General features: G+C 52.1%; 17 protein-coding genes and 1 tRNA gene. 5 read left to right on the top strand and 13 right to left on the bottom strand.

Features of this window, described 5'->3' with window-relative positions:
* Positions 1-110: 110 nt before the first annotated feature.
* Positions 111-614 (bottom strand): GNAT family N-acetyltransferase, encoded by a 504-nt coding sequence (locus IE076_RS20085; protein WP_189438580.1) that lies wholly within the window; start codon positions 612-614, stop codon positions 111-113.
* Positions 614-2,158, bottom strand: coding sequence for an AMP-binding protein (locus tag IE076_RS20080; RefSeq protein ID WP_189438579.1), 1,545 nt, complete (start codon positions 2,156-2,158; stop codon positions 614-616). Before IE076_RS20080 ends, IE076_RS20085 begins: the two co-directional genes overlap by 1 nt.
* A gap of 328 nt (positions 2,159-2,486) precedes the next feature.
* On the opposite strand from IE076_RS20080, the gene IE076_RS20075 reads away from it, so the two are divergent.
* Positions 2,487-3,149 (top strand): DUF4386 family protein, encoded by a 663-nt coding sequence (locus tag IE076_RS20075; RefSeq protein WP_189438578.1) that lies wholly within the window; start codon positions 2,487-2,489, stop codon positions 3,147-3,149.
* A 607-nt stretch (positions 3,150-3,756) separates the two neighbouring features.
* On the opposite strand, the gene pdxA is transcribed toward IE076_RS20075, so the two are convergent.
* The 9 genes from pdxA to IE076_RS20030 form a co-directional block, all read right to left on the bottom strand.
* Complete coding sequence (gene pdxA / locus IE076_RS20070) at positions 3,757-4,737, bottom strand: 4-hydroxythreonine-4-phosphate dehydrogenase PdxA (RefSeq protein WP_189438577.1); 981 nt, start codon at positions 4,735-4,737, stop codon at positions 3,757-3,759.
* On the bottom strand, positions 4,719-5,972 hold the full coding sequence (locus IE076_RS20065) for a four-carbon acid sugar kinase family protein (RefSeq protein ID WP_189438576.1): 1,254 nt from the start codon (positions 5,970-5,972) through the stop codon (positions 4,719-4,721). Before IE076_RS20065 ends, pdxA begins: the two co-directional genes overlap by 19 nt.
* Entirely contained in the window at positions 5,965-6,924 is a 960-nt protein-coding gene (locus IE076_RS20060) for a 2-keto-3-deoxygluconate permease (RefSeq protein ID WP_189438575.1), read from the bottom strand. Before IE076_RS20060 ends, IE076_RS20065 begins: the two co-directional genes overlap by 8 nt.
* Positions 6,925-7,609: 685 nt before the next feature.
* Positions 7,610-7,861 carry a hypothetical protein gene (locus tag IE076_RS20055; protein ID WP_189438574.1) on the bottom strand — a complete coding sequence of 84 codons (252 nt, stop codon included), beginning with the start codon at positions 7,859-7,861 and terminating at the stop codon, positions 7,610-7,612.
* A gap of 130 nt (positions 7,862-7,991) precedes the next feature.
* Positions 7,992-8,066 (bottom strand) — tRNA-Gln (locus IE076_RS20050).
* Positions 8,067-8,229: 163 nt separating this feature from the next.
* Positions 8,230-11,595, bottom strand: a complete 3,366-nt coding sequence (locus IE076_RS20045) for an efflux RND transporter permease subunit (protein ID WP_189438573.1) — start codon at positions 11,593-11,595, stop codon at positions 8,230-8,232.
* A gap of 1 nt (position 11,596) precedes the next feature.
* Positions 11,597-12,751: an efflux RND transporter periplasmic adaptor subunit gene (locus IE076_RS20040; RefSeq protein WP_189438572.1), complete on the bottom strand. Its 1,155-nt coding sequence runs from the start codon at positions 12,749-12,751 to the stop codon at positions 11,597-11,599.
* Complete coding sequence (locus IE076_RS20035) at positions 12,748-14,316, bottom strand: efflux transporter outer membrane subunit (RefSeq protein ID WP_189438571.1); 1,569 nt, start codon at positions 14,314-14,316, stop codon at positions 12,748-12,750. The genes IE076_RS20040 and IE076_RS20035 overlap by 4 nt, the downstream gene beginning before the upstream one ends.
* A 270-nt stretch (positions 14,317-14,586) precedes the next feature.
* Positions 14,587-15,711 (bottom strand): glycosyltransferase, encoded by a 1,125-nt coding sequence (locus IE076_RS20030; protein ID WP_189438570.1) that lies wholly within the window; start codon positions 15,709-15,711, stop codon positions 14,587-14,589.
* Positions 15,712-16,087: 376 nt separating this feature from the next.
* On the opposite strand from IE076_RS20030, the gene purU reads away from it, so the two are divergent.
* Together purU and folD are read left to right on the top strand one after the other, a co-directional pair.
* Positions 16,088-16,945 (top strand): formyltetrahydrofolate deformylase, encoded by an 858-nt coding sequence (gene purU, locus IE076_RS20025; RefSeq protein WP_189438569.1) that lies wholly within the window; start codon positions 16,088-16,090, stop codon positions 16,943-16,945.
* 8 nt (positions 16,946-16,953) lie between these two features.
* Positions 16,954-17,880, top strand: a complete 927-nt coding sequence (folD, locus tag IE076_RS20020; RefSeq protein WP_189438568.1) for a bifunctional methylenetetrahydrofolate dehydrogenase/methenyltetrahydrofolate cyclohydrolase FolD — start codon at positions 16,954-16,956, stop codon at positions 17,878-17,880.
* 156 nt (positions 17,881-18,036) lie between these two features.
* On the opposite strand, the gene IE076_RS20015 is transcribed toward folD, so the two are convergent.
* The gene (locus IE076_RS20015) at positions 18,037-18,894 is read right to left on the bottom strand and encodes a lytic murein transglycosylase (RefSeq protein ID WP_244649739.1); all 858 of its coding nucleotides are present in this window, start codon (positions 18,892-18,894) and stop codon (positions 18,037-18,039) included.
* Between the two features lie 372 nt (positions 18,895-19,266).
* Here IE076_RS20015 and IE076_RS20010 point away from each other — a divergent pair, with 372 nt between their 5' ends.
* Complete coding sequence (locus IE076_RS20010) at positions 19,267-20,268, top strand: BMP family lipoprotein (protein ID WP_189438566.1); 1,002 nt, start codon at positions 19,267-19,269, stop codon at positions 20,266-20,268.
* Between the two features lie 72 nt (positions 20,269-20,340).
* Here IE076_RS20010 and IE076_RS20005 read toward each other — a convergent pair whose 3' ends face one another.
* Positions 20,341-21,753, bottom strand: coding sequence for an aminotransferase-like domain-containing protein (locus IE076_RS20005; protein ID WP_189438565.1), 1,413 nt, complete (start codon positions 21,751-21,753; stop codon positions 20,341-20,343).
* 91 nt (positions 21,754-21,844) lie between these two features.
* Between IE076_RS20005 and IE076_RS20000 the strand changes: the two genes are divergently transcribed.
* Positions 21,845-22,441 carry a LysE family translocator gene (locus IE076_RS20000; protein ID WP_189438564.1) on the top strand — a complete coding sequence of 199 codons (597 nt, stop codon included), beginning with the start codon at positions 21,845-21,847 and terminating at the stop codon, positions 22,439-22,441.
* Positions 22,442-22,445: the final 4 nt, after the last annotated feature.

Here is a 22,445-nt window from a genome sequence, read left to right as displayed (position 1 = left end):
CTACCTTCACCAAGCTTGGGAAAGACACCATACCTTCAAGCGTATCACTCTATTTCATCCCACAACGGGTGGAGGTGTGCTGCGGGAAAGGTGTGCCTGAGGAGTACTCCTCAGGCGATTTCATCCGCGTAGAATTGCAGGTGTTTGCGTAGGCGGATGCTTGTGATTTCGGATTTGAGGGTCTTGTTAAACTTGGTTTCCTCTTGCACGTCCTCGTATTTCATGTGGCGGTACAAGCTGAGTGCGCGTTCGTTTTGCAGTAGCACCGAGATTTCTGCGGTGTGGTAGCCACGGGCGGCGATGCGTCGTTCGGCTTCTTCCATCAGGGCGGTACCTAATCCGCTGCTTTCGCAGTCGGGGTCGATCCAAAGGTCGGTGATGAAGTTGTTTGCCTGCTCGGTTGCTGTGAAGCCGAGCACGCGATCGTCTTTGACAGCCACCACGATCTGATCCAGACGGGCGCTGGCAAAGCCTGTGAAGGTCTCTATACTAACGCTGTCGTGGGATACCGGCGGGACGTGCGGGCCGATGCCTCGTTTCCATGAGGCCAGACCGACCTCTCCTATCTGCGGAATGTCTTTTGAGCGAGCACTACGAATATCAAAGGTCTTCATCAAACTGATCCACCTTGCTGCGGGCCTTTCAGCATCTCCCGCAAGTCCCGCTTGAGGATCTTGCCGTAATTGTTCTTCGGCAACTGATCCATGGCGATGTACTGCTTTGGACGCTTGAAACGCGCGATGTTATCAATGCAGAGCTTGTCCAGCTCTGCAAATTCGACGGTCTTTCCATTTTCCGGAGAGATGATGGCCACCACCTCCTCGCCCCACTCCTCATGGAAGCGACCGACAACTGCGACTTCAGATACATCCGGATGCAGCAGAAGAATTTCTTCCACCTCGCGAGGATAGATGTTGGACCCGCCCGAGATGATCATGTCCTTCGAGCGGTCGTGCATAGTGAGGAACCCATCGGCATCCAGTACACCCATGTCGCCTGTTTTCAACCAGCCATCGACGATCGTGGAAGCGGTTGCTTCCTCATTGTTCCAGTAGCCCAACATGACCGCTGAGCCTGACACGACAATTTCACCGATCTCACCAATAGGCAGGTCATTCATGTCCTCTCCTACCACACGCACGCGGGAGACGACTTGAGCTACCCCAACTGACTTCAATCTTTCTTGCCAGCGGGGGTGTTTTCTATCGCAGACCTGCTCCCGGCTGAGGACCGTGATACCCATGGGGCATTCGCCCTGCCCGTAGATCTGCGCGAAACGGGGGCCGAGAACTTCAACAGCTTCAACGATATCGGCAAAGTACATGGGACCACCAGCGTAGATGATGGTGTCCAGTCCCTCCCCGGTTGCGCCTGTGGCCTTTGCCTCTTCCACGAGCCTGTGGACCATGGTGGGGGCTGCGAACATGGCGATCCGGCCAATTTTGGGGGCGAGCTGCAGGATTTCGGCGGCGTCAAATCCGCCGGAGACCGGACAGACATGTCTGCCTCCAGCAACAACATGCATGAAGCTATAGATTCCCGCTCCATGTGACATGGGGGCAGCGTAAAGTGTGGCGTCTTCATGGGTTGGGGTGCCAATGCCTGCATAATAGCCAAGCATCATACTCTGGATGTTTTGCGAGGACATCATCACCCCTTTGGGGCGTCCCGTGGTGCCGGAGGTGTAAAACAGCCAGACCATGTCCTGCGCATCAATGGGCACCGGATAAGCCAGTCGCTGGGCCTTGAGCATCTGCGTGTAGATATCCTGATCTACCGAGATAACTTTGGTTCTGGTCTGGTCAATCTCCCTGATCAGATCTTCACCCACGTCATCGGAGACAAAGACGACTGTGGCGCCTGCGTTTTCGATGATCCACGCGGCTTCTTTAGGGTGGAGTTTGGCGTTGATGGGAACAGCTGCAGCGCCTGCCCACCAGATGCCGTAGCTGGCTTCCAGATACTCGCAGCGGTTTTTCATGAAAATGGCGACACGATCGCCGCGCGCGATACCAAAGTCGGCCTGCAATGACCCAGCAATGGCTGCAGCATGTGCACCGAACTGCGCATAGGTTGCGACAAGCTGCGTGCCATGAAAGAGCGCGGGTGCATCAGGTGTTATCCTGGCTGTCCGGGCCAGCCACTCTGCCAGATTCATTCGGTCTCCCCCTTATATCAGATTGCCTCTCCTCAAAAGCAATCTGGCAGCCCTCCCGTTCCCCACGGGTTGTTTTGCATGACCGCACTTTGCGCTCAGGTATCTGTCTTCGTGTGTGAGCTTCGCAGTGTTGGATTATAGCAGGCTGCCTTATCCAAACTTCTGAACCACAAATACTACCGGTTTTTGCACGTCTGAGTATAGGCCTCTTGTTTAACGCATACTGTAAGTTTACGCTGCGTCTACCTGCACTTTTTAAGTCCCTCTACCTTTGGGCAAGCCAATTTCGACCAGAGGGTGATGCCAGACCTATGCGAGGACCGTTGTGATGACCCTACAAAAAACCGGAGGTGTGGCCTCTCTGATCGCGGCTGCCACTTATATTGTCGGCTTTGCTCTCTTATCAACTTTGCTTGTAGAGGCAGGGGCCGGAGAAGACGGCGATGATGTGAATATGTTCGCATTTGAGATGTCCAATCAGGGCCTTATGTACCTGTGGAACTTCATCATCTACATCGTCAACGCGGTGTTTTTGGTGGTGCTCGTTGTTGCACTGCATGACCGGCTGAAAGGGGCAGCGCCGGGCCTTTCGCAGATTGCAGCGGCCTTTGGGTTAATCTGGGCGGGGCTGGTGCTGGCAAGCGGCATGCTTGCGAATATTTCCCTGGCTGAAGTTTCTGCGCTTTATGAGCTGGATCAGGACAGAGCGCTCGCGATGTGGGCAACACTGGGCAACGTGCAGGAAGGCATTGGCGGCGGCAACGAGATCACCGGCGGCCTCTGGGTGCTGCTGCTGTGCTGGGCAGGGCTGCGCGGGGCCAGCCTCTCCAAAGGGCTGAGCTGGCTGGGCATCCTCATCGGGCTGGCAGGTCTTGTGACAGTTATTCCGGGCATGAGCGAACCGGGCGGCATTATCTTCGGCCTTGGATTTATCGTCTGGTTCATCTGGGCAGGCGTATACCTGCTCAGACATGGCGAAGCGTCAGCTTGAGTTTGTGGGGCGGGGTGTTTTTTTGACGGGTCTACGCAGCAATCAGCTGCATTCTTGATGAACATGCAAACGCTAACATCGCGCACAAACGCAAGTCTGTGTGCTGTAATTGCATAAAACTTTAAGGAGAAAGTTGGCTGGGGTGGTAGGATTCTCAGCTGCCTCTCCATATCTCGGTAAGCCATTGAAATAACATATACTTCAACTCAGAAACAATTCATGTACTACACCCATGTGGGCACAGTATGCAATACAGCATTCGCATGGGTTTACAATTCTGGAAACGTGCATGGATCGCTCAGAAGGTAGCCTGCTGGAGACCCAAATATCGAAAGCAGGCGGGCGACTTTTGTCTCCATCAATTGTCAAAAACGTACCGATTGATGTTACATAAAATGTTGCAGTTCGCGATAGTGGTCGCCCTCGTAGATCTACGAGCCTAAGCAATAGTCGAAGACTTCTTTAGAGCCTACCTATTCACGGTAAAGGTGAGCTTCCAGTTCGCCGAGGTACACGACAAAAGGTAATTCGCAGGTGGTCAATTTATTTTATCAAGGCTGAAGCATTTGCTGTTGTCCAGCGGGAAGCGCCCTTGCCCCTAGTTCGATTAGTTTATCAGCTTTTCCGCCAGTTTAATGGATTCAATAATACTTTCGCACTTGGCGATATTTTTTCCTGCAATATCAAAGGCGGTGCCATGATCTGCTGAAGTTCGGATAAACGGCAGACCAGCAGTAATGTTTACGCCAGAATGGAACCCCAATAGTTTAAGCGGGATATGGCCTTGATCATGATATTGGGCAACTACCATAGCGTACTTACCTTCATATGCCTGCAGAAAAACAGTATCTGGCGGCTGCGGGCCATGAACATTGTGCCCTTTGTTTTTCAAGCCCTCAATAACAGGTGCAATTACATCAAGCTCTTCGCGGCCAAACAGGCCGTTTTCCCCGGCATGAGGATTAATGCCCGCCACGGCTATGGGCGCATTTTTCTCACCAATTTTATCGAGAAACCTTTCCGCTATTTCAACCACAATTTCTTGCCGCTCAGGGTTTAACCTGTCCAGCATCTGTCGCAGCGAAATATGAGTGGTAACGTGAATTACGCGAAGCTTATCTGTATATAGGAGCATTGCGTAATCACGGGTATTGGTCAATTCAGCGAGAAGTTCAGTATGTCCAGCATACATATGCCCCGCAAGGTGAAGCGCTTCCTTATTTAGGGGCGCCGTTGCGATCGCACTAATCTGCTTTTTCAAAGCAAAATGAGTTGCCTTCTCGATACATCTATAGGCTGCATCACCACATTGAGCTTGTACCTTGCCAAACTGCAAGCCTGCTGGCTGTTCCAAAGGCACATCTATGATAAATATTTTCCCGCTCTGAAAATCAGCCTCTTTTACATCATCTATCCGGCTGAATTGCCTCTTTGTAATTTGCATTAATTCATTTTGAGCAACAAATGTTTCAAAGCAGCCAAAGATGACAAGAGGCGTATTTTTCAACGCATCAGCATCTAATGCTTTTAATATTATCTCAGGAGAGATGCCGCTGGCATCCCCCATCGTTATTCCGATTGGTTGCATTGAGGGCCCTCCAAAAATTCAATAATGTTCTGGATTGATTCTTCTGAGCCAAAACCTCCGGCTTTGGTCACAATTCTTGTTTTATTATCAGTGAAGTGCCCATAAGGGATACAAGGCTCTATTTCACCTTGAATTTTATAACCTGAAGCGCCCAACCCGGCAGCAACCGATGCTGCAATGTCGCCGCCGGTAAGAAGCGCTCCTGCGAGATGAAATTTTGTGAAAAGCTCCTTACCCGCCTGCCCGAAGAACCGTGCCACTGAGGTACTTATCTGGCTCAAATTGACGTCCTCCGCAGCGCACAACTCCAAAACTTTCTGCCGCTCCCCCTGATCTTGAAGCGTCATCAACGCGCAATTGTTTCCTTGTTGTAATTGCCAGGAGATTTTATCAACTGCATCACGCAGGGTGTCCTCGAAATTTAACCAAATATCTCTCGCGCTTACATAAACGGTTTTCAAACCCAAGCTGCGGCAATAATTTATCTGATTAAAAGTAGTCTCACTCATAGACCCAGCAAGCACCAAGACTGGCTTACCTACACCCTCAGAGAACATGGAACTGGGTAAGTGCTTCGCGATACCGGCAGCGCCAACTAATACAAATTTTTCATTTAGATCGGTAAGGGCGTCGGCTATTGTCGACAAATCTTGCTCAGCTAGGACATCTAAAATCAATATGCTTGGAGCAAGTTCTCCGATGTGTTGTTTAATAAGACTATTGAGAGTGTGGCTTCTAACTTGTTCAACAGGAACAATTTCGCACGGCAGATTAGTCTGTAAGCTAATTATCTCAGCAATGCTCGAATGGCTGACTGGCGTTTTGGGGTCGCGAGCGAACTCCGTCTCGCTCACCGGTGTGCCATTTACATAGCAAACGCCGTTCTTAGTTAGCCTGCCTGATTCAGGAATCGCTGCAACTACGATGGCTAATTTAGCACCGAATGCATTTACCGCACTTTCCAGTTCGGCTCCTATATTTCCGCGAAACGTCGAATCTATTTTCTTGAAGATGACTTGCGTGTCACCATCGACATTGTCTTTGATAGCGCTCCTAACTCTCGACGCCGCTTCATTGGCGGTCAACGCTCGGCTTTCTGTATTGATAACCGTCACATCACAGTTAACTGCCTGATCCGACAACTTAACTTCGACCGAAGCACCTTTGTTGGCAAACTGCACACCGGTATCATTTGACCCTGTAAAATCATCGGCAACAACAAGCAATTTAGGCATTCTTGCTAGCCTTTCCTATGGTTGCCCGTTGGTTTTGCTTTGAGACATAAGCGGTGAGAATTGGCGTTAAAACCGCAGTAGTAATAACAGAAGCTGCAATAAGAGGCGCAGCGGATTGCGCAGCATCAGTTAATGTGGGGTCAGCCAAAATAATTGCTGCAGGAGTAGCGACTGCATTGCCAGCGGTTGAGGACGCAGCAGCACCTGCAATGCCAGTTCCACCTGCAATCTTATCAGCGTAGATATTGAAGAAACCACCGACGAACGTGACAACAAAACCCAATGCGATGCCAGCAAGGCCTGCTTCAAGTAATATCCTTAGATCAATGCCTGTTCCTAAAGAAAAGGCAAACAACGGGATTAGCAGCGCCCCTCCACTTGTCAGAAACGTGCGCATGTCGCTATCCAGATTGCCTAGTATCATCCCTACAACCAGCGGACCCAGTACGGCGACCAAAGTCATAAAAGGAATGATCGCTATGCCAGCGGTGCCTAGTGCAATCATTGTTAGAAATGGACCATCGTTAAGGCTTAATATTGAGATCGATCCTAAATCTCTCTCATTACCAAATTCACCAGCAAGCGCGGCGAATAACCCACCATTGGTATTTGACATAGCTGCTATAATCGCAAGCCCAGTAATCCCGTAAAAACCAGCGTCGCCGAAGGCAGTTTGCACTGCAAGCCCAATGATTACCGCAGTGATCAATTTAGAGAGGGTAATCGCAGAGCCTTGCTTTAGTGCTTGAGGCGCAGTCTTCAAACTTATGCCTGCACCCATGCACAGTAAGAATGCACCTATGAGTGGTGTCGCCCCATCACTAAAGAGGGCCGTAGTAAAGCCACCAATTTGCAAGGCTTCAGGCGCAAATGTACTAATTACTGCCCCAAGTCCCAATGGGATGACCATCATTCCGCCAGGGACTTTCTCAATTGTCTTTTTGATTTTCATTTTTTGGGTCATACCTAGCTGAGGGGTGGGTCTCTGAGGTAAGACAACAAGATTTTTATCTTATTGAAAGATCGGCGCTATAGCGCCTGATCGTGTCCATATAGTGCTGTAAATTTGATGATTTAGAGTTCTGCGTAAACTTTGGTTTGATTGCAGCCCTCACCTCTTAAGTTGGAACGAGTTCGCTCCATAATTCCGATGAACCAAAGACAAGCTATGTACTGACTTGCAACATAGAGCACTCAATGAGAGCTGCTAAGTACCTAGCGTGTCAACATCATCATCAGACGAAACAGGGTGGTGCAAACACTAGACGCTGGATTGATCAGAACCGAGACGGAGCCAGCTCACGTGGAGCAAATTCATATTCTGCTTCCAGCTTCATTTTCTGCTTTGTTTGTTTGTCCAAATGCTGCCACCCTGATGATAGGTAGTCGTTCGTTTGCTAAACGCATTCGGAGGGTCACTTCCTGCCTCTTATCATCGACCTTCTGTTGAATACTCTTCTCCAAGCAGAGGAGATCTTCTGAAGCTTTTAGTAGTGACTACTCCGTATTCGCTTTATTTGCTTTGCTCTGGTTCAGACGTTCACGCAAAGCTTCGCGTTTGCTTTCTAACTCTCCGTGTTTACCTGTAAAAATCCACCACCAGCGCGGCGTCGATGACAAACAATTCAAAGGTAAAATCACTCGCTATTTTTTTTGATTAGTTCGCGGACTTCAAGGTGGTCAATTGCGCCCATTTTATACTCCCAAAACACTTTTTCACTGTAAGCGGTCAGCTCAAAAGCCACCGTCTTGGCGACGCTAGCTCGAATTTCATGCAAACAATGTCTGATCCGGAAATTTTTTTGAGAAATAGTGTTCGCCCGCACAGGCAACCTTCTTTGCCACCAATATACGGCTCTGCGGCGATAAACATACGGAATTTTGGGCATGGTTCAAACCTCTCAAGATTGAGAGTTGAAGGCTTAAACCCGTCATACACGTCAGCTGTGTACAACAGAGAATCTTGTGCGAAATACTAATCGCTTAAGATGCTGTCATATAACGATTTTTAGGAAAGAATGGCTGGGGTGGTAGGATTCGAACCTACGATACACGGTACCAAAAACCGTTGCCTTACCACTTGGCTACACCCCATTGATGCGTGTGGGGCGGGTTATAGCTTTATGATTTGGAATAGGCAACCACTCAATTTCTTTTTGCTGTGAGAAACTTACAAGTGTTCCACAGTTGAAGTTTATTTCCAAAGAAAGCGGCAGATTTGTGAGGTGATAGCAGTCAGAAATCGCCCGCAGATTTCCTATGTGGCTGGATCTGGTTCGCCATCCCCGTCAGGTGTTTCTGTAGCGTTATCATCAGGTTCCTTTAATTCCGAACGGTCCAAAGCAATGAGCATATAGACGTTGGGCACCACGAACAGGGTGAAGAGTGTTCCGATGGACAGGCCGGTTGCAATGACCAGTCCCATATTAAAGCGGGAGGCTGCCCCTGCTCCGCTGGCGAGGATAAGCGGGATTACGCCGAGCACCATGGCACCGGTGGTCATCAGAATTGCGCGCAAACGGATTTGCAAGGCACCGACGACGGCTTCCCGCTTGGTTGCACCCTGATTTTCCTGAAGCTCACGTGCGACCTCAACAATCAAAATGCCGTGTTTGGAGATCAACCCCATAAGCGTGATGATGCCAACCTGAGTGTAAATGTTGATTGTGGCTCCGCCGACGCCAAGATTGATGAAGAACAGCGCACCGGCGATGGACATTGGGACAGAGACAAGGATGATGATGGGGTCGCGGAAACTTTCGAACTGGGCGGCGAGCGTCAGGAAGATGATCAGCAAGGCAAAAGCGAAGGTGACGACAAATCCGCTGCTTTCCTGAATGTACTGTCGGGACTGTTCGGCGTAGTCAATGGCGTATCCCTCCGGCAGTTCTTCCGCTGCGAGTTGCTGCAAGGTTTGCAGGGCTTCGGCCAAGGGCACGCCAAAGCTGGGTACTCCGGAAAGGGTCATGGAGTTTTGTTGCTGGAAGTGTGGGATGAACTCAGGTGTCACTTGCATTTCAATGGAAGCCACACTGGAGAGCGGTATGATTGTGTCTACCGGTCCATTGCTGGTTGTTGCCATTCCCCCTGCACCAGCGGGAACCGTTGGCGCAGTGCCAGAGAAGCTCGTTGCTGTCGCACTTGACTGGGTGGTGATGGAACCCGTTGTCATAGCACCTGACGTGGTGCTGGTTTGAGACGTCGTGCCCGAAGGCATGGCCATTAACCTGGCACCTGCACCTGAACCGCTGGCGGCTGAGCTACTGGGGGCTGGCCCGCCAGAGGCACTGGGGGGGGTGGAGCTTCTTGGTACGCGAATGTAGTTCTCCAGCATCTGATCAGGATTGAGGCGGTCATATTGGATAAGCTGAGGAATGACCTGATAGGACCTGCCATAAAAATCAAAGTAGTTGATGAAGCCACCACTCATGACCGAGGTAAGAGATTGCCCCACATCCTGTAAAGTGAGCCCGAGCTCTGCCACCCGGTCCCGATCCAGTATGATCTGGCCTTGAGGCTTATCGATCTTCAGGTCCTTATCGATGTAAATGAACTTCCCCGATTGTTCTGCCATTTCAAGAAGCTGTGACCCGACAACATTGAGCTGATCGACAGGTTGCGTGGTCTTGATCACGAACTGCACGGGCAAGCCGCTGGCGCCCGGCAGCGGCGGGTTTTGAAACAGCACGGTTCTTAGGCCCGGAACGGCTTCCATGGAGGGTTGCATGGCATATTGCAGCTGGGTGGCAGTTCGCGAGCGGTCATCCCAAGGAGTGAGGAGGAAACCAGAGATGGCTGTCGCCGATTGCACCAGCTGGAAAACCCCCATGACCTCCGGGTAGTTCTGTGAGTTGTGAAAGATCTGCTCCATATAGAGAAGCTTTTGTTGCAAGGTGGCTGAGGGCGCAGGTGTCGACATAGCCAATACGATGCCCTGATCTTCCTGGGGCGCAAGTTCTGCCTGCGAAGTGGCATAAAGCACAGGGATACTTGCGAGTATCAAGAACGCAAAGGTCAGAACGACAGGTCTGTTATCAAGCGAGGCTTCCAAGGCACGCAGGTAGCTCTTGCGAAACCTGTCATAGACAGCATCGACGGTACGGACCAGCGCATCATCCCAACCGGAGGAATCCGGCGATCTTGGCTTCAGGATCAGGGAACTCATCATGGGCGTTAGAGTCAACGCGACGACAGCGGAGATGGTCACCGCGCCAACCACCGTGAAGGCAAATTCTGTAAACAGTGCACCCGTCAACCCGCCCTGAAAGCCGATCGGTGCGTAAACAGCTGCAAGGACAACAGTCATTGCCAGAATGGGGCGCCCCAGATCCTGCCCGGCCTGAATTGCGGCGCGAAACGGCGTACTCCCCTCAGAAATATGGCGTTCGACATCTTCTACCACGATGATCGCGTCATCGACCACGAGCCCGATGGCGAGCACCAACGCAAGCAGCGTTAGCAGGTTTATGGAGAAGCCCAGAACGAGCATGATGAAAAACGTTCCGATCAGCGAGAGCGGAATGGCGATCACTGGGATGGCAACCGTGCGGGGCGAGCCGATGAAGAGGAAGACCACAAAGGTTACGATTGCGAGCGCTTCCACTAGGGCACTGATCACTTCATCAATGGCAGCGTCGATGAAAACGCCGGAATCGTAGACAATTCTGACTTCCAAGCCCGGAGGCATGTTTTCCTGGATGTTGGGAATGAGTGCACGCACCTGCTCCAGCATTGCAAGCACGTTGGCGGCGGGAGCTGCCTGAACACCAACGTAGACCGCTGAAACGTTCGAATAAAACACTTCTTCGTCATAGTCTTCCGACCCCAGAACAACCATGCCAATGTCGCGCAAGCGAATGATAGCACCGTCGTTTGTTGCCACTGCAAGCTCGCGGAACTGCTCCACATCCGTCAGGTTGGTGTTGGCAGTGAGTTCCACCTGCACCATCTGACCCTTGGTGTTGCCAACGCCGGAAATGAAGTCATTTGCTGCCAGAGCGTTTGCAACATCCGCGCCAGTCACGCCATAAGCAGCCATTTTGTCCGGATAGAGCCAGACGCGGATTGCAAAGCGCTTTTCACCAATAAGTTCAGCATTTTGCACGCCCTCAATCGCCTGTATCTGTGGCTGCACAACGCGGACAACGTAGTCTGTGAGCTGGTTGGGGTCGATGACATCGGAAGTGAACCCAATGTACATGGCGTCAATGGTTTCACCGATCTGAATGGTCAGAACCGAGGGCTGCGTTTGGGGAGGTAGCTGGTTTTGTACCGAGCTGATCTGTGTATTGATCTCCGTTAGAGCTGAGTCAACATCCCAGTTGAGCACCAGATTGACCGTGATCGTGCTCACGGTGCTGGCGCTGGTGGAGGTCATGTAGTCGATGCCGTTGGCCTGTGCGATGGCTTCTTCAAGCGGTGTCGTGATGAAGCCTGCTACGGTTTCAGCACTGGCACCAAACAAAGTGGTGGAAATGGTGATGACTGCATTTTCCGTCTGAGGGAATTCCAGCACTGGCAGCAGGAAAATTGCCCTCAGGCCGAGAGCCAGGATCATCAGGCTGATGGTGGACGCCATAATGGGCCGACGAACAAAGATTTCCGTGAAATTCCTTGTAGCCATCCTAGTGCTCCACCGGTTTTGGATTAGGATCGTTGGTTGGCTGGACAGAGTTGTCGATGACCACTCTTGACCCATTGCGAAGTTTGAGCTGGCCGGCATTCACCACCAGATCATTTGCCTCGACACCCTTCTCGATCACAATCTGGTCTCCCCGTGTTGCCCCAGTCGTGACAAAGTTTTGCGTGGCCGTGTAAACAGGCTTGTCGTTAAACGTGTCGCTCGTCTTGGTCAGCACATAGACTGTTGTGCCAAAGGACTCATAAGCAATTGCTGTTTGCGGCACAGTCACTCGCATTTCCGGTTCGGAGATAGCTGTTGCCACATCAACAAACATGCCCGGGATCAGCTCTTTATTTGGGTTGGTGAAGCGCCCGCGTACAAGGGCGTTACCATTGTTAATGTCCACTTGAGCATCAACGGCAACCACCTTCCCCTTGACGGTTTGGTCCGGGAACGTGTCGACCGTAACGTCAATGTCCAGACCTGGCCTGATCATTCCCAACATGCGCTGAGGAATAAAGAAATCAACGAAGAGTTCGTCAAGTTGCTGGAGATTGACAAACGGCTGCGCAACATTGACGTACTGCCCGACACTAACTAGCCGGATACCCAGACGACCGGAGAATGGCGCGCGGTAATTTTTCTTGGCAATAATCGCCAGCTGGCTTTCCACCTGTCCTTGAAGGTCTCTGAGATTCGCCCAATCAAAGTCAATCTGTTGTTGGCTGACCGCATTGACTTCCAGCTGTCTCAGATCTCGTTCCAGCGTCTGACGGGCGAACGTTTCCTGCGCCTGTAATGATTTGAGTTGTGCGACTTCGAGCGACGTATCCAACTCAATCAACAACATGCCTTCTTCAACGTCCTCACCTGATGAGAAGTTAATGTTGGTCACTGTACCGGGCAATTCGGGCGCCAGGTCTGCGCCTTTGATGGCGACAAGTGTACCAACTGCGGAGACAGTATCTGTCCAGAGTTGAGTAGTGGCTTTATAGGAAGAGACCGTCTCCACAGGGTTTTGCATGCTCGTCGCAAGCCGGCTGAGCGCTCTGGATTTGATCAGCTGGAATACATAAAGGCCGCCGAACGCTATCCCCACGCAGATCAGCATGATGATCATATTTCTTTTCAGGTGGGGGTTCTTGTTTTCGCTCATGGTTGGTTCTTCGCCGGAGGTGGAAGTAGGTTAAACGGCGGAACCGCTGAAATGATTGAAAGAGGCCTGCCATCCCGGAGTGGCGCGGATTCCGGGCGGTTCCACCAGCCGCCGCCCAGCGCAAAAAAGAGAGCAACAGTGTCCGTGTAGCGGACAGCTTGCGCCTGCACCAAATTGATCTTTGCCTGCTGGTAGGTCTGGACTGCAAATAGCAACGTAACGAGTTCAATGGCGCCCAGTCTGTATTGCTGTTGCGCCAGTCGCAGGCTCCTTGCGGCTGCGCGTTCTGCGGCCAGACTGGCTTCAAGCGCAATGGCATCATTTTCCAAAGCACCAATGGCGTTGGCGGTGTCTCCAAACGCACTCACAACAACAAAACGGTAATTCTCGGCAGCTGCCTCGAAGGCAGCAACTGCGGCTTTGCGCTGGCTGTTAAGCGCACCGGCGTCAAATACGGTTTGTGCTGCCGTGGTGGTAATCTGCCATATGCCAGTGCCGGGGTAGAAGAACAAGCGCTCAAACGTTTCTGACTCATTACCCACGTTGCCGGTAATCATGAAACTAGGGAGCTGGTTGGCCAGAGCTACACCAATTTGAGCGCTGGCTGCCCACAACATAGCTTCGGCCTGCCGGACATCAGGTCGTTGGGCAACCAGCTCAGATGGCAGGCTCAAGGGCAGCTCTCTGGGAAGCTGCAGATCCTCGATATCAAACTCCTGCACGACCTCCTGTGTGGGATAAAAGCCGCCGAGCGTGTTGATCAGATTTCGCTGAATGGTCAGCTGCGTTTCGAGAAACGGCAGTGTTGCTTTGGTTTGCTCCAGAAGCGCTTCTTGTTGCAGCACCTGACTTTCGTCCACTCCGCCAAGCCTGAATTGAGCCTCCAGAATGTCAAGCTGCTCTTGCTGGACCCGAATTATTTCGATGGTCGCACGGATCTGGCCCCTGAACGAAGCCTCCATAATCACCGCATTGAGCAGGTTGGAGGTTAGGGTCAGATGGGCTGCTTCCACCTGAAATTGGGCAAACTCGATATTTGCGACTTGTGATTCAATAAAGCGACGGGTCCCGCCCCAGACATCCAACAGGTACGAAAGCGAGAGCGTGGCACTGTATGTGGTGAAAAAGGGGTCAATGTTCGCGATGATCTCATTCACCCCACCACCAAGGATAGCGAATTTCTGCCTGTTACGGCTAGCATTGCCGGTAACGGTCGGATAAAGCGCTGCACCAGCGGCATAGGCGGTTTCCTGTGCCTGTCTCAAGAGCGCTTCGGCCTGCCCGAGTGTCGGACTGTTGACGATCGCGAGGCTAACATAAGCGTTAAGGGGCTCTGACTCGAAAAGTTCCCACCACTCACCTGGCAAATCTCTCTGGAAGGAGAAGTTTTGCGATTCTCCACCATGGATATCCGCAGATGCGGTGGCGCCTGGGTCGTTGCGGACATATTTGGCTTCCAGGGGGAGTTCCGGCCGCTCGAAGTTGGGACCAACCATACAGCCTGAGAGCAGGACAAGCAGCGCAAGCCCGGAACGCCGGCAAACTGCAGGCGCAAGAGCAGTCATCGTCTTGCTGCAAAACCCGAACCTGAGACTCAACAGTGGTGCTCCAATGACCTGTATCTTTTGTTGGCGGAGAACAAAGCTGTACGCACGCACAAATACTGGCCCAGAACGCGGCTTAGTTTAGGATACTTGATGCGGATTTTGCAGGTCAAACACGGTTGTGACGTGTGTTGGGTTATCCCAAGCTAATGGCCTGAGATATCCTATTTTACCTAGTTATATTAATTAGTTACGATCCGAAATCCTATGGGCTCACCTTTATGGAGGCACCTAGTTCAGGTCTGTGACGCGCTCCGCGACCATAGAGAGAAGCAGTTTCTCGTAGGCATCCAACGCACGCTCCAGCGAAAAGTCGCGTGCTCTTGTGGCCAGAGTGTCGTCGGATCTGTCGCATTTTACTGCTGCGAGAATGGCTTCCGACAGTTTGTCGGCATCGCCTGACGGGACCAGCCAGCCATTGCGCACGTCGCTGAGAACTTCGCGGGCCCCTGCTCCGCTATCCAGTGCGATAACAGGTGTGCCCAACGCCATGGCCCGCACCATTTCTCCCGGAACACTGTCTTGCTGAGAGGTTGAGACGTACACATTGGCCGCACGCAGGAAGCGTTCCGGTTTGACCACATCCCCCGGCATAGTCACGATGTCGTCCAGCGCCAGGTTAGAGGCCAGAAGGCGGAGATCGTCTTGCTCGTCGCGGTAGCCCAGAAGATAGGCGCGCAGATCCTCTTTATAGCGGCTGATTGCCATGGCGCGCAGCAGCTGGTGGTGGGCGGTGCGACTGAAAGCGGTGCCAATACTAACGACTTTGCTGGCCCCGTGGGTGTCGAACCAATCCTCTTCGATGGGCTCTGCAGCTGTTTCAAACACGTTCATTTGGACAAGAGGATTGTAAATGACGGAAATCTTTTCGTTGGGCACCTGCTCGCACAACTCTACGACATGTTCGATGGACTTTAGCGTGCAGATTACCCTATCAGCTTCGCGGTAGAGCAGCGGTATGGCGATGGTGGCCGCGCTCTTTTGGGTGTCGAGCGAGAGATTGCCTGCGATGGTGACCGAGGAATGAAGCGTAATCGCCACTGGCACCTTGAGCCGTGTGCGTGTTTTGACGGCGGACAGGCAGGCGATGTTGCTGCCGGTGCCGTGGGAGAGGACGATGTCGGGCTTTTCCCGTTCCACCAGTCTGGCTAAACCAGCTGCGGCGGAGGCAGCCCTTGCCTTTTCCAAAAAGACCGGCGTGATCCGCGGTGAATAGTGGGAAAGATCTCTTGGCTTGCCCGTAAGCGTGACCAGAGTGATGTTATGTTGACGCGCAGCAAGACCGTTGGCGACCACCCCGGTGATCTCAGCTATGTCTTCATCAAGGAAGCTGTCCTGTACCATAAAGAGCTTCATGACGCGCCCCCGGCCCACCGGTCCAACTGGTCCGGCTCCAGATACTCAGAATTCTGGCTACAAGAGCCCACACCGCAGCTTAATCTAGAAATCTACGGTGTTGTTCTCAATCTGGTTGATTTGGTACCCGACTATCTCCCAAGGCAATTATCAGGGTTATTGCTGACATAGACCCGCGATTTGGTCGGTTCTGAATCTGATACAAAAGCCCCCTAAAAACTAACGGAGGGCCGACTGGGTGCCCAAATAAGTCACATTGTAACCGACAGGCGTCATTTTCTGAGCTTTACTGGCGTTTTTTCGCTTTAAAAATGGAATGTTGCCCCCTATTGTGCGCGGCAACAAAACCAGATCAAAAGTGTAGAATAAGCCTCCTATGAACACTCAGGCAAACTATGTGCTCACCCTTTCCTGCGGAGACAGAAAAGGCATCGTGGCAGCGGTTGCAAATTCAATCGCTTCCCAAAACTGCAACATCTGCGAAAGCGCCCAGTACGGCGATCCGGAAGCAGACCGCTTCTTTATGCGGGTCTCTTTCAACGCGCCGGAGGGGATGAGCAAAGAAAAGTTTGAAGAAGGGTTCGGCCCTGTCGCAACCGGGTATGGCTTTGACTGGCAGGTGCATGACCTTTCCAAGAAGCCGCGTGTGCTTGTGCTGGTTTCTCAGATGGGACACTGCCTGAACGATTTGCTCTACCGTAATTCGACCGGCCAGTTGCGGATGGATCTGGTGGCGGTTGCGTCCAACCACACCAAGTACCAGTCCCGCGTGGAGCATGAGCAGATTCCGTTCCATTATCTGCCGGTGACCAAAGAGACCAAGGCAGAGCAGGAAGCACAGATTCTGGATCTGGTAGAACGTGAGAACATCGATCTGGTGGTGCTGGCGCGCTACATGCAGATACTCTCCAACGACCTTTGTGAGAAGCTGGCGGGTAAGGTCATTAATATCCACCACTCTTTCCTGCCAAGCTTTATAGGTGCAAAACCTTATCACCGGGCCCATGCACGCGGCGTCAAGATGGTTGGTGCCACCGCGCACTATGTGACCGCTGACCTTGACGAAGGCCCAATCATCGAGCAAGACGTGAGCCGGGTTGAACACTTCCATTCGGTGAACGAACTCATTGCCCAGGGTCGTGATACGGAAAGTCAGGTTCTCGCTCGTGCCGTCCGCTATCACCTGGAGCACCGAATCCTTCTGAACGGTGATCGTACCGTGATCTTTAAATAGGACTTGCCATGAGTAAGGCTCTTATTATCGATGGCCAAGCCATTGCTGCATCTGTAACCGAAGAGATTGCAGCACGTGCTGCGCGTCTTGAATCTGAGACAGGTGTGAAGCCGGGACTGGCTGTTGTGATTGTGGGTGAAGACCCTGCCAGTCAGGTTTATGTACGCAACAAGGGGCGTACTGCAAAAGCATGCGGCTTCAACTCCATCACACATACATTGCCGGTTGATGTGAGTGAAGAAGAGCTGCTGTCTCTTGTGGCCTCAATGAACGAAGATGAAGCCATTCACGGCATTCTGGTTCAGTTGCCCCTTCCAAAGCACATCAACGAAAATAAGGTCCTTGATCTCATCAAGCCAGAGAAGGACGTTGACGGGTTCCACCCAATCAATGTGGGTCTTCTGGGCAGCGGGAACACGGAGCGTGCGCTGGTGCCATGTACGCCTGCAGGCAGTGTGTTGCTGGCTAAAAAGGCGCTTGGCAATAACCTTGCTGGCAAGAGCGCCGTCATTGTTGGCCGTTCCAACATTGTTGGCAAGCCGATTGCGCAGTTGCTGCTTCAGGAGAACTGCACAGTGACCATCGCGCATTCACGCACCAAGGACCTGCCTGATGTGGTTCGTCAGGCAGATATCGTTATTGCTGCGGTGGGCCGTCCCCGGATGATCAAAGGTGACTGGCTGAAGGCGGGCGCGACTGTGATTGACGTTGGTATCAACCGCATACCTGCGCCTGAGAAGGGCGAAGGCAAGACACGTCTGGTGGGTGATGTGGCTTTTGATGAAGCGCTTGATCACGTTGCAGCAATCACACCGGTTCCACGCGGTGTTGGGCCTATGACTATTGCCATGTTGATGAGCAATACTCTGACTGCTGCGCGTCGTCTGATGGGTCTGAGCGAAGAGCCACCACTGTTTGAGGCATTGGACGCCTAGGGCACAGTGTTTGCCTGATGACACGCCTTTAAAAGGTGAGGCCTGCTGGGTACTGCTGAAGTAATCGCTTAGTTTATAGAAAAGGGCTGCTGAATTTTCCATTCAGCAGCCCTTTTGTCTTTTGCAGACTGTATCAGATGTGGGTCACAGACTGGCCTACTGACTCAGCTGCTCTGCCATGATCTGGATTGTCTTTACATACACACCGGCACGGTTCCAGGCGCGGATCACCTCGTGATTTGGTGTGCCTGGGCCCCATGGTTGGCCCGGCTGCCAGCCGTGGGCCTGCAAGAAGTGGGCGGTTGAGGCGAGTGTATCATCGGTATTGCGAAGCAGGTCGCGTTTACCGTTGCCGCTGTAGTCCAGAGCAAACTTGATATAGGAGGACGCGAGGAACTGGGTCTGACCGAGTTCTCCTGCCCATGCCCCAACCATTTCATTTGGCTCCAGATCGCCCTTCTGGACAATCAGAAGTGCGTTGAAGAGCTCATTGCGGAAGAAATCCGCACGGCGACAATCGTAGGCCAGCGTAGCCAGAGAGCGGATTGTGCTCATGTTGCCGATGCCTCGGCCATAGCCGGTTTCAAGGCCCCAGATTGCCGTGATAATTTCACGCGGGACACCAAAATCGCGCTCAATACGATTGAACAGGTCATTGTGCTGGCGCATCAACCCGCGACCCTGATTGATAAGCGCATTGTTGACCCGAAGTTTGTAAAACTCGTCGAAACTGAGTCTGAAAGACTTCTGGTTCCGGTCATAGCTAATCACTCGGGGATTGTAGGTTACACCATTCAGCGACCTGTTTAGTGTTGCCTGTGTGATCCCCTGGGCTTGGAGCGTCTGCCTGTAAGACGACAGCCAGTTGTCAAAACCAGCTCCAGTGTTGCCACAGGCCTGCGCCTGCGCTGCTACCTGAGTGGAAGATACACCCAATACCATCAGCCCGGCACCGAGCAAGAGCCCAGCCTTTCCGGCTGTGCTTTTCGCAGTCTCAATAAACGATTCGAACACCCCAAACTCCTGTTTTGTCACTCTGCGATTTTGGTGGTTTTTATGGAAAATATTAGCCAAATTAACCGATAACTGAAAAATTTTGCATTCGTGATATATTTATTCGTATTTTGAACTTGATCCTAACACCAGCATGTGTCCAACTGAAGGTCGTACACAAAACTGGTTTCAGCATGCCTGATCGATTTGATCAATCTAGAAGTGCATAATTAAGGACAGGCTAACGCTTGGCTGGACTCACGCTGGGGCAGGTATGCACTAAAGCGCTCACCTCATCGAGGTGTGTCTTCAGGTTGGGAATTGGCACTGAAGGCAGGCTTGGTGACAGGGCAAAGGGAAGGTTTCCCATTGGGATATAACGGAGGAATGGGTATGAAATCCATCAAAACCATCGCTGCATCTGCGGTATTGGCAGCAGCAATGAGCACAACTGCTATGGCAGCAGACTTTAAGCCAGCAGTTATCTTTGACATGGGTGGTAAATTCGATAAGTCATTCAACGAAGCTGCTTACAATGGTGCTGAGGCTTTCAAGGCTGAAACCGGAATCGAATATCGCGAGTTTGAAGTTTCCAACGCGTCACAGCGCGAGCAGGCTCTTCGCAACTTTGCGCGCCGTGGCTTGAACCCAATCGTAGCAATGGGCTTCGCACAGGCAGCGCCAGTTGAGAAAGTTGCTAAGGAATTTCCTGATGTAAACTTTGCAATTGTTGACGCGGTTGTTGACCTGCCAAACGTTCGCTCTGTTGTCTTTAAAGAGCAGGAAGGTTCTTACCTGGTTGGTATGATGGCAATGCTCGCTTCCCAGACCGGTAAAGTCGGTTTCGTGGGCGGCATGGACATTCCGCTGATCTCCAAGTTCTCCTGTGGTTACAAGCAGGGCGCACTAGCCACCAACAAAGACGGTGAAGTGTTCGCAAACATGACCGGTACCACTCCAGCTGCATGGAATGACCCGGTTAAAGGCGGCGAGCTTTCCAAGTCTCACTTCGCACGTGGCGCAGACGTGATCTTCGCTGCCGCTGGTGGTACCGGCCTTGGTGTTCTTCAGGCGGCTGTTGATGAAGACAAGCTGTTCATCGGTGTTGACTCCAACCAGAACCACCTGGCTCCTGGCAAAGTGCTGACCTCTATGATCAAGCGCGTTGACGTTGCTGTTTCCAATGCATTCATGGATGCAAAAGACGGCAACTTCACCACTGGCATTCAGGCTCTGGGCCTTGCTGAAGACGGTGTTGGCTACGCAATGGACGAAAACAACGCTCCATTGGTTAGCGATGAAATGAAAGCAGCTGTTGAAGCAGCTCGCGCTGACATCATTTCCGGCAAGATCGTTGTTCATGACTACATGAGCGACATGGCCTGCCCATACTAAGACTTTCCAGTCTACTGGCTTAGACCAGAAATGGCCCTCCGCCTGAGTTCAGGCGGGGGGCTTTTTTATGGCCTACCCCACCATCGGCCTTGGTGCTTGCAGGTTTTCCAACTGGTCAATGGAAGCTTTTAGCAGGGTAATCGCCTCTTCAAAGTGCGCCTGATGAGCAATGCTTGAGAGGCTGACGCGCAGGGCGTTGATGTCTGTGCGCGGCGCGGCCTGAAAGTGGCGATGAGAGAGCACCTCAACACCGCGTAGCAGAGCAGCCTGTTCAACCAGTTCAGCGTTTTGGTGCTGCGGGAGGTGCAGCCATGCAAACAGCTTTTCCTCACCGCCTTGCAGCGTGTTTGCGGGGAACGTGTTTTTCATAAACCGATAGCGCTGCTTTAGAACCTCACGTTTGCGCTGCAATGTTTCTTGCAGCTGGCCACCTGTGATCCACCTGGAGACGATCTCCACATTGAGCGGAGCAACCATCCATGTGCTTTCACCAATTGCGTTTGCAAAGGCAGTTTTGGTGGATTGAGGCACGTGGACGTAGCCGGTGCGCAGCCCCGCAGACATGACCTTGGAGGGGGAGCCAATCAGAACAGTGTTATCGGGAACCAATTCCAGAAAGCTCTTCTGCTTGCAGGAGATGAACGGCATATAAGGATCATCCTCGACAACCATGAGATTGTACTTTTCGATGATGGCCGCCAGTTTCTGTCGCTTGGCATTGCTTAGTGTATGCGTCGTGGGGTTTTGGGCGTTTGGTATCAGGAAGATCCCACGAATCTCCTGTCTGGCACATGCTTCCTCCAGAGCTCTTGCAGACATGCCAATTATGTGGCCGTTTTCGTCACGCTCAGACTCGATGGGTACAATTTGCAAATCCAAGGTGGCAAGAACAGACAACACGGGCGGATAGATCATCTCATCTACCGCAATTGCATCACCACGATTGAACAGAGCCTGCATGGAGGTCTGAATGCCATGCTGCGCCCCAGAGGTAACAAGCGTTTGACAGGCATTCGCCGGGGCACCGTAATACTCACGGAGAAACTGAGCGCCAACCTCCCGGTGATGATCTGTTCCTTCTGAGGGACCGTACTCATTAAGTGAACCGACCAAGGGATCATCACTCAATTCCCGGAGCATTTGACCCAGATCCGGACTCAGATGTGCGAGACCCAAACTACGAGCTAAATCATAACTTTGGGCACCCTCTGTATTAGACGCTAACATCAACGGTAAGCGGACATCTCCGGTCTTGGCCACAAATGTGCCCCTGCCCGTTTCCCCGCGCACCAGCTTCTTGCGTTCCGCCTCGGCATAGGCTCGCGTGATTGTGCCAAGTGTCACCCCAAGCTGATAGGCAAGCTCGCGTTGGGGTGGGAGCTTGTCACCTTCCACAAGGCGGCCAGTTTGAATGTCCTGCTCCAAAGCCGTTGCAATGCTTAGGTATTTTGGACTTGTGAGTTTGTTTGGGTCGGGCTTCCACATTGTATTCATAACAATAAAGAGATTGATCGATACGATTGATACAATAACTTAGCACGTTGTATAGATTGTATCAATTGACTGGAATAACAATATGGATTGGGCAACACTCAGCGCTTTCGCGATTTTTGTAGCCATTATGACCGGCACACCGGGACCGGGAAACCTTACCTTCATGGCGATTGGTGCCAGCGCGGGGTATCGCACTGCGTTTCCGGTCATCATTGCGGCAGAGCTTGGCAGTCTTCTGCTTAACCTTTGTGTGGCTTTCGGACTGGGACAGTTGATGGCTCGGGGTGGTCCGATGGTCAACGCCTTCAAGTTCGCATCCATGGCTTACATGACGTATCTGGCCTGGCGCATTGTACAGCTGAACATCAAGCCTAAGGGAGAAGTCAGCCTTCCGACCTTTTGGGAAGGTTTGTTCATTCACCCGCTAAGCCCCAAAACATGGGCGATGAGCCTGGTGGCGTTTACCAGCTTCTTTGCTGCCAACGGCATGGGACTTTACGAGAACGCCGCAATCCTGACTGCTGGGTTCCTAATCGGCGGCATGATCTCTCACAGCGTGTGGGCGATGGTGGGCGTCTCAATCCTGAAGGTGATTGGCGAGGGTCCCTTGATGCGTAGTATCACCATTGCCATGGCTGTAGCGATGCTGGCCGCCACTGCATGGTCCTTGCTTCTGTAAAGAG

The sequence above is a fragment of the Pseudovibrio japonicus genome, assembly GCF_014651595.1.
In the GTDB taxonomy this organism is placed as follows: Bacteria; Pseudomonadota; Alphaproteobacteria; order Rhizobiales; family Stappiaceae; genus Pseudovibrio; species Pseudovibrio japonicus.
Note: the sequence above shows the minus strand (reverse complement) of the source record. Positions and strands in the feature narration are given on the sequence as shown.

Excerpts from the sequence above, each read along its gene's own strand:
- IE076_RS20085 (WP_189438580.1), bottom strand. The coding sequence starts at position 614 with ATGAAGACCTTTGATATTCGTAGTGCTCGCTCAAAAGACATTCCGCAG.
- IE076_RS20080 (WP_189438579.1), bottom strand. The coding sequence starts at position 2,158 with ATGAATCTGGCAGAGTGGCTGGCCCGGACAGCCAGGATAACACCTGAT.
- IE076_RS20075 (WP_189438578.1), top strand. The coding sequence starts at position 2,487 with ATGACCCTACAAAAAACCGGAGGTGTGGCCTCTCTGATCGCGGCTGCC.
- pdxA (WP_189438577.1), bottom strand. The coding sequence starts at position 4,737 with ATGCAACCAATCGGAATAACGATGGGGGATGCCAGCGGCATCTCTCCT.
- IE076_RS20065 (WP_189438576.1), bottom strand. The coding sequence starts at position 5,972 with ATGCCTAAATTGCTTGTTGTTGCCGATGATTTTACAGGGTCAAATGAT.
- IE076_RS20060 (WP_189438575.1), bottom strand. The coding sequence starts at position 6,924 with ATGAAAATCAAAAAGACAATTGAGAAAGTCCCTGGCGGAATGATGGTC.
- IE076_RS20055 (WP_189438574.1), bottom strand. The coding sequence starts at position 7,861 with ATGCCCAAAATTCCGTATGTTTATCGCCGCAGAGCCGTATATTGGTGG.
- IE076_RS20045 (WP_189438573.1), bottom strand. The coding sequence starts at position 11,595 with ATGGCTACAAGGAATTTCACGGAAATCTTTGTTCGTCGGCCCATTATG.
- IE076_RS20040 (WP_189438572.1), bottom strand. The coding sequence starts at position 12,751 with ATGAGCGAAAACAAGAACCCCCACCTGAAAAGAAATATGATCATCATG.
- IE076_RS20035 (WP_189438571.1), bottom strand. The coding sequence starts at position 14,316 with ATGACTGCTCTTGCGCCTGCAGTTTGCCGGCGTTCCGGGCTTGCGCTG.
- IE076_RS20030 (WP_189438570.1), bottom strand. The coding sequence starts at position 15,711 with ATGAAGCTCTTTATGGTACAGGACAGCTTCCTTGATGAAGACATAGCT.
- purU (WP_189438569.1), top strand. The coding sequence starts at position 16,088 with ATGAACACTCAGGCAAACTATGTGCTCACCCTTTCCTGCGGAGACAGA.
- folD (WP_189438568.1), top strand. The coding sequence starts at position 16,954 with ATGAGTAAGGCTCTTATTATCGATGGCCAAGCCATTGCTGCATCTGTA.
- IE076_RS20010 (WP_189438566.1), top strand. The coding sequence starts at position 19,267 with ATGAAATCCATCAAAACCATCGCTGCATCTGCGGTATTGGCAGCAGCA.
- IE076_RS20005 (WP_189438565.1), bottom strand. The coding sequence starts at position 21,753 with ATGTGGAAGCCCGACCCAAACAAACTCACAAGTCCAAAATACCTAAGC.
- IE076_RS20000 (WP_189438564.1), top strand. The coding sequence starts at position 21,845 with ATGGATTGGGCAACACTCAGCGCTTTCGCGATTTTTGTAGCCATTATG.